General features: G+C 70.1%; 7 protein-coding genes. 3 read left to right on the top strand and 4 right to left on the bottom strand.

Features of this window, described 5'->3' with window-relative positions:
• Nucleotides 1-116 precede the first annotated feature (116 nt).
• Nucleotides 117-653, bottom strand: a complete 537-nt coding sequence (locus tag CFP71_RS35365; RefSeq protein ID WP_093938293.1) for a TetR family transcriptional regulator — start codon at nt 651-653, stop codon at nt 117-119.
• Between the two features lie 69 nt (nt 654-722).
• On the opposite strand from CFP71_RS35365, the gene bioB reads away from it, so the two are divergent.
• Together bioB and CFP71_RS35355 are read left to right on the top strand one after the other, a co-directional pair.
• Nucleotides 723-1,775 (top strand): biotin synthase BioB, encoded by a 1,053-nt coding sequence (gene bioB, locus CFP71_RS35360; protein WP_208636105.1) that lies wholly within the window; start codon nt 723-725, stop codon nt 1,773-1,775.
• On the top strand, nt 1,772-2,917 hold the full coding sequence (locus CFP71_RS35355; protein WP_093938291.1) for an 8-amino-7-oxononanoate synthase: 1,146 nt from the start codon (nt 1,772-1,774) through the stop codon (nt 2,915-2,917). Before bioB ends, CFP71_RS35355 begins: the two co-directional genes overlap by 4 nt.
• A gap of 10 nt (nt 2,918-2,927) precedes the next feature.
• Here the strand turns inward: CFP71_RS35355 and CFP71_RS35350 are convergent, their stop codons facing one another.
• From CFP71_RS35350 to CFP71_RS35340, 3 genes are all read right to left on the bottom strand, one after another.
• Nucleotides 2,928-4,154 carry an RNA polymerase sigma factor gene (locus tag CFP71_RS35350; protein WP_093938290.1) on the bottom strand — a complete coding sequence of 409 codons (1,227 nt, stop codon included), beginning with the start codon at nt 4,152-4,154 and terminating at the stop codon, nt 2,928-2,930.
• Nucleotides 4,151-4,474 carry a YciI family protein gene (locus CFP71_RS35345; RefSeq protein WP_093938289.1) on the bottom strand — a complete coding sequence of 108 codons (324 nt, stop codon included), beginning with the start codon at nt 4,472-4,474 and terminating at the stop codon, nt 4,151-4,153. The genes CFP71_RS35350 and CFP71_RS35345 overlap by 4 nt, the downstream gene beginning before the upstream one ends.
• A gap of 109 nt (nt 4,475-4,583) precedes the next feature.
• The gene (locus tag CFP71_RS35340; RefSeq protein ID WP_093938288.1) at nt 4,584-4,907 is read right to left on the bottom strand and encodes a hypothetical protein; all 324 of its coding nucleotides are present in this window, start codon (nt 4,905-4,907) and stop codon (nt 4,584-4,586) included.
• 173 nt (nt 4,908-5,080) lie between these two features.
• On the opposite strand from CFP71_RS35340, the gene CFP71_RS35335 reads away from it, so the two are divergent.
• Nucleotides 5,081-6,493 (top strand): MFS transporter, encoded by a 1,413-nt coding sequence (locus tag CFP71_RS35335; RefSeq protein ID WP_093938287.1) that lies wholly within the window; start codon nt 5,081-5,083, stop codon nt 6,491-6,493.
• Nucleotide 6,494 lies beyond the last annotated feature (1 nt).

The raw sequence follows: 6,494 nt of genomic DNA, 5'->3' as shown, positions 1-6,494 counted from the left end.
GGTTGCGAAAGCCACTTTCGCAACCTTCAACGTTGCGAAAGTGGCTTTCGCAACGCGTCTCGCCGCCGGATGGCACCGGGTCCTGCGGGTCGTGAGTGGTCAGTGTCCGCTCTGGCTCAAGACCCCGTGAGGCCGTTGAGGATCGCGTCCACGCCGAACAAGAACGCTTCCCCCGACTCCCGCTCCCGCGCGGGCTCGTCGTCGACGATCCGGGCGCGGACGAGTTCGGCCCGGTTCTGTTCTTCCGCGACGAAGCCGAGTACATAGTGGACGATCGTGCGCGCGGCCCATTCGGCCTGGCGGGCACCGAACCTTTCGGCGAACAGCCGGTTCAACGCCCGCGTCGGAGCCAGGACGTCGGGCCGGTACGCCTGCACGAACGACACGACCTCGGCGCCGTCGCGGACGCGCAGTAGTGCCGTGCGCAGGTCTTGCGCGGCGCTGCGGGGATCGGCGGGTGACGCCGGGAAGTCGGCGAGAACGCGCGCGGCGACCACGGCGAGCAGTTCCTGTTTGTTGGCGACGTGGTAGTACAGCGCGCCCGGTTGCACGCCGAGGTCCAGGGCCAGCCGCCGCATGGACAGGCTGCTCAGCCCTCGCTCGCGGAGCAGCTCGTACGCGCCGTCGACGATCTGCGCTCGCGTCACCTTCACCAGCCCATTGTGCCCGCCCGCCGTGCCCGGCCTTGCGCGGCCCCGGGAGGTCCGCCTAGGATTTGAAAGGTGTTCAAAACAGTGGATGACCTGGCCTCGCGCCAGCTGGCAGGCGGTGTCCTCGATCGGGAAGACGCCCGCGCGGTCCTGAATACGCCGGACGACGAGGTGTTCGGCCTGGTCGTCGCGGCCGGGCGGCTGCGGCGCGCGTACTTCGGGGACCGGGTCAAGGTCAACTACCTGGTGAACCTCAAGTCGGGGCTGTGCCCGGAGGACTGCACGTACTGCTCGCAGCGGCTCGGCTCGTCGGCGCAGATCCTCAAGTACTCCTGGCTTTCGGCCGAGGAGACGGTCAAACAGGCGACCGCGGGGATCGAGGGCGGCGCGTCCCGGGTCTGCCTGGTCGCGAGCGGGCGCGGGCCGAGCGATCGCGACGTGGACCGGGTCGCGGGTGTCGTCGAAGCCGTCAAATCAGCCCACTCCGGCGTGGAAGTCTGCGCCTGCTTGGGAATCTTGAAGAACGGCCAGGCCGAACGGCTTCGCGACGCCGGTGTCGACGCCTACAACCACAACCTCAACACGAGCGAGTCCCGGTACTCGGAGATCTGCTCGACGCACGACTACGAAGACCGGGTCGCCACCGTCGAGAAGGCCAAGGACGCGGGGCTTTCCCCTTGCTCCGGGCTGATCGTGGGCATGGGGGAGAGCGACGACGAGCTCATCGACGCGATCTTCGCCCTGCGGGATCTGGACAGTGACTCGATTCCCGTCAACTTCCTGATGCCGTTCGAAGGCACACCGCTGGAAGGCACCTGGGAACTGACGCCGTTGCGCTCGCTGCGGATCCTCGCGCTGGCGCGGCTGGCCTGCCCCACAAAGGAGATCCGCATGGCGGGCGGGCGCGAAATGCATCTGCGCTCGTTGCAGCCGCTCGCGTTGCAGGTGGCCAATTCGCTGTTCCTCGGGGACTATCTCACCAGCGAGGGACAGGCCGCGAAGGCCGACCTCGACATGATCGCGGATGCCGGGTTCAAGGTCCTCGGCGCCGACGAGAGTCCACATCGGACGGACGTCCCGGTCCGCGCGCGTGGCGCCGGTACGGCCGTCGCGCCCAACGCATGAACGCTCTGCTGGAGTGGATGGCGGGCGTCGACGCGGACCGGCGGCGGGCCGGTCTGGTGCGCCGGACCGACTCCCGGCGAAATCCGGGATTCCGGGGCGGGCTGGTGGATCTGGCCTCGAACGACTACCTCGGGCTCGGGGCGGACCCCCGTGTCCGCGCGGCCGCGACACGGGCCATCGAGACCTACGGCGCCGGCGCGGGCGCGTCGCGGGTCGTGACCGGAACGACGGCGGGTCACGACGAGCTGGAGCGGGAGCTGGCCCGCCTCACCGGGCAGCCTTCCTGCCTGGCGTTTTCCAGCGGCTACGCGGCCAACATCGGCCTGCTCACCGCTTTGGGTTCGCCGGACACGCTGATCGTTTCCGACGAACACGTGCACGCGTCGCTGATCGACGGTGCCCGGCTGTCGCGGTCGCCCGTGCGGATCTGCCCGCACAACGACGTCGTCGCGCTCGAAGAGCTGCTCCGGGATCGTGAGCAGACCCGGGCGGTGGTCGTCGTCGAGTCGATCTACTCCGTGCTCGGGGACGCAGCCGATCTGGCGCGCGTCGCGGCGCTTTGTGCCACCTACGACGCCCTTCTGGTCGTGGACGAGGCGCACGGGATCGGGGTGGCGGGCCGCGGAAGAGGCGCTGTCCACGCCGCCGGTCTCGCCGATTCGCCCCACGTCGTCGTGACGGCGACCCTGTCCAAGGCGCTCGGCACCCAAGGTGGCGCCGTCCTCGGACCGGCGCTGGTGCGTGAGCATCTGGTCAACACCGCCCGCACGTTCATCTTCGACACCGGCCTCGCTCCTGCCTCGGCCGCGGGCGCCGCCGAGGCCTGCCGGATCATCGAGGCGGAGCCTCACCGAGCCGGCGAACTGCACCGGATAGCGGCCCTGATCGCCGACGCCGCGGGGGTTCCGCACGCGCCCGGCGCGGTCCAGTCGATTCCCGCGGACTCGGCCGATCAGGCGGTGGCCGCCGCCGACACGCTGTTCGGCGAAGGCATCGTGGTCGGCTGCTTCCGCCCGCCGAGTGTCCCCGACGGCGTATCCCGGCTGAGGCTTGTCGCCCGGGCGGGTGTCGATCCCGGACAGGCCGAGCGGGCCGCGCGGCTGGCGGCACGCTTGTCCCGCGCGGAAGCCCGTGTCGGGTGATCCCGGAGCGTCAACGCAGCTGGTCGCGACGGCGGGTCAGATAGGCGGTCTCGGCGGTGTTGCCCGCCAGTGCGATCGCCTTGTCGTAGGCCGCTCGCGAATCGGCGCTGCGGCCCAGCCGCCGCAGCAGATCGGCGCGGGTGACGTGGAACGGGTGATAGCCGGCCAGCCTGTCGTCGAGGCGGTCGACCGCCGCCAGCGCCACCTCCGGGCCGTCGAGTTCGGCGACCGCGATGGCCCGGTTGAGGGCGACGATCGGCGAGGGATCGACGCGGACGAGCTGGTCGTAGAGCGCGAGGATCTGTGCCCAGTCGGTGTCGCGGATGTCGCGGGCGGAGGTGTGCACGGCGTTGATCGCGGCGAGGATCTGGTAGCGGCCCGGAGCCACTCCGGTGGCGAGTCGCTCGCGCACCAGCCGATGCCCCTCGGCGATCAGGTCCGCGTCCCAGGCGCCCCGGTCCTGCTCGTCGAGGGCGACCAGTTCGCCGTTCGCCGAGATCCGGGCGGTGCGGCGGGCCTCGGTGAGGAGCATCAGCGCCAGCAGCCCGGCCACCTCGCCGTCTTCCGGCAGGAGGGCGCGGATCAGGCGGGTGAGCCGGATCGCTTCGGCGGTCAGGTCGTGACGCAGCGGATCGGTGTCGGCTCCGGTGGCCAGGTAGCCCTCGTTGAACACGAGGAACAGCGCGGCGAGCACCCCGGAGACGCGGGACGGCAGATCCTCGGCGGACGGCACGCGATAAGGGATGCGAGCCGCCTTGATCTTGGCCTTCGCGCGGGTGATCCGCTGCCCCATGGCACTTTCGGCCACCAGGAAGGCGCGGGCGATCTCGGGCACGGTCAGCCCGCCGACCATGCGCAGGGTCAACGCCACCCGGGTCTCCAGCGCCAGCGCGGGGTGGCAGCAGGTGAAGATCAGCCGGAGCCGGTCGTCGTCGATGACGCCGAGCGGCTCGGGCGGGTCGTCGTCGTACGCCATCCGAGCCTCCTTCTGCTTGTCGTCACGCTTGTTCTCCCGCCGGATCCGGTCGATGGCCTTGCGGTTGGCGGTGGTGGTCAGCCAGGCGCCGGGTCCGGGCGGCACGCCGTCGGACGGCCACCGCTCGACGGCGGTCGCGAAGGCTTCGGCCGCCGCTTCCTCGGCGATGTCGAGATCGCCGAAACGCCTGGTCAGGGTGGCGACCACGCGGGCCCACTCGTCGCGGTGGGCCCGCGTGATCGCCTCCTCCACGCCGGTCACAGGAATGGCCGCACCTCGATCTTCCGATCGCAGACCTTCGACGCCTCGGTGGCGAGCTTGAGCGCCACGTCCAGATCGGGGGCCTCCCAGACCCACACGCCGGCGAGGTACTCCTTCGATTCCACGAACGGCCCGTCGCTGAACACCGGTTGTTCGCCCCGGTTGTCGATGACCGTGGCCGAGCCGGTGTCCGCGAGCCCGCCCGCGAAAACCCAGTGACCCTCGGCCATCAGCCGTTCGTTGAACTCGCTGATGGCGGGCTGCCGGTCGGTGCTGCCGGGATTGCTCTTGTCGTCGATCACGGAAACCAGGTATTTCATCTGAGGATCATCTCCCGGGGTGTCAAGGACTTCACCTCTGCTACGAACGCCACCCCGCCGATCCGACACCGGCTCCCGGATTTCTTTCGAGAAGTTTCCGGAACCCGGATCACCGCGCCGCTCGCACGGCCGCGCCGACGGCGGCCACATCGAGATCCACGACGACTTCGTCGCCCTCCCAGCGGCCGCGTTCCGAGATCACGAGGCCGATCAGGGCCAGCTCCCCGGCCCGGTCCCGCAAAGCGTATTGCTCGTGGGTCTCTTCGCCGATTTCGTCCAATTCGTCTCGATCCCACGCCGCCGCCGCGGCCCGCGCCAAGGTCTTGGGCAGGCGCACCTCGATCGGGGCGAGCTGGGCGTCGAGGCACGCCCCGATCGCCGCCAGCACCTTCGAATCTTCCTGATACCTGGCGTACTGCCCTTGCTCGTTCACGAGAGGCGAGGGTAATCACGGCCTCTCGCGCTGTCATCGCCTTTGATGGCGCGGCTGTGACGAGGGCGACAGATATACCCCCTAGGGGTACTTGTGCTCGCGCGGTCATCGGCCTAACTTCATCTCCGTCAGATACCCCATAGGGGTATTAAACTCCTGAAAGGACGGTCGTCATGGCGGAGACAACCCCGGACCCACGACGGTGGTGGGCGCTGGGACTCATCGCACTGGCCCAGTTCATGGTCATCATGGACACCTCGATCATCGGCGTCGCCCTGCCCGCGATGCAGCGCGATCTCGGGTTCTCCCCGGGAGACCTGTCGTGGGTGTTCAACGCCTACGTCGTCGCGCTCGCCGGGCTGCTGCTGCTCGGCGGACGTCTCTCGGATCTGTTCGGCGCGCGGAAGATGTTCACCGCCGGATGGGTGGTCACCCTCGGCGGTTCCGTGGTCGCCGCGGTCGCGGGCACCGCGTGGGTCGAACTGCTCGGCCGGGTCCTGCAAGGCGCGGGCGCGGCGTTGATCGCGCCGTCCGCGCTGACCCTGCTGATGATGCTGTTCGGCGCGCGTCCCCGTGAGCTGACCAAGGCGCTCGCGCTCTACGGAGCGGCCGCTCCCGCCGGTGGCACCGCCGGGGTGTTCCTCGGCGGCGTGATCACCGAATGGCTGTCGTGGCCGTGGATCTTCTGGCTCTACGTCCCGATCTCGCTCGTCGCGGTCCTCGCCACCGGCAAGCTGATGCCGCCCGCGCCCGTCCGGCGTGGCTCGGTCGACCTCGCCGGCGCCGTCGCGGTGACGGCGGGTCTCGGCCTGACCGTGTTCGGCGTCGTCCGCGCCCCGGAAGCGGGCTGGGGCTCGGCGGGCACCTGGGGCGCGCTGGTGGGCGGTGCCGCGTTGCTCGCGGTGTTCGTGGCGATCCAGCGGAAGCGCGAGACCCCGTTGGTGCGGCTGGGGATCTTCCGGACGCCGAACCTCGGCGGCGCGAACCTCGCCCAGTTCCTGCTCGGCGCCGCGTGGATCCCGATGTGGTACTTCCTCAACCTGTACCTGCAGCAGGTCCTGGGTTACGGGGCCTTCGCGAGCGGGGCGGCGCTGCTGCCGATGACCGTGCTGATCGTCGTGCTGATGGTCGCCGTCGCGCCGCGCCTGATCGGCCGGTTCGGTCCGAAGAAGATGATCATCGGCGGCCTGTGGGCGCTCGCCGCGGGGCTGGTGTGGCTGTCGTTCGTCAGCCCGACCGGCGACTTCCTCGTCGACGTCCTGCCCGCATCGCTGATCGCCGCGCTCGGTCAGGCGCTCGCGTTCATTCCGTCGCTCGGCACCGCGATCTCGAGCGCGAAACCGGAGGAAGGCGGGCTCGCGTCGGGGATCGTGAACACCTCGTACCAGATCGGTTCCGCCCTCGGGCTCGCCGCGATGACCGCTGTCGGGGTCTCGTCCGGCGCGGGACGGATCGGCGACCCGGTCGCGTTGACCGGCGGGTATTCGGCCGCGTTCCTCGGGGCCGCGGGGATCGCGATCGCCGGTGGCTTCCTGGCCATGGCCACCCTGCGTGTCCCGAAGGCCGAGCCGGCCATGTCGCGATGAC

Origin of the sequence: Amycolatopsis thailandensis (assembly GCF_002234405.1) — a bacterium.
Lineage (GTDB): Bacteria > Actinomycetota > Actinomycetes > Mycobacteriales > Pseudonocardiaceae > Amycolatopsis > Amycolatopsis thailandensis.
Note: the sequence above shows the minus strand (reverse complement) of the source record. Positions and strands in the feature narration are given on the sequence as shown.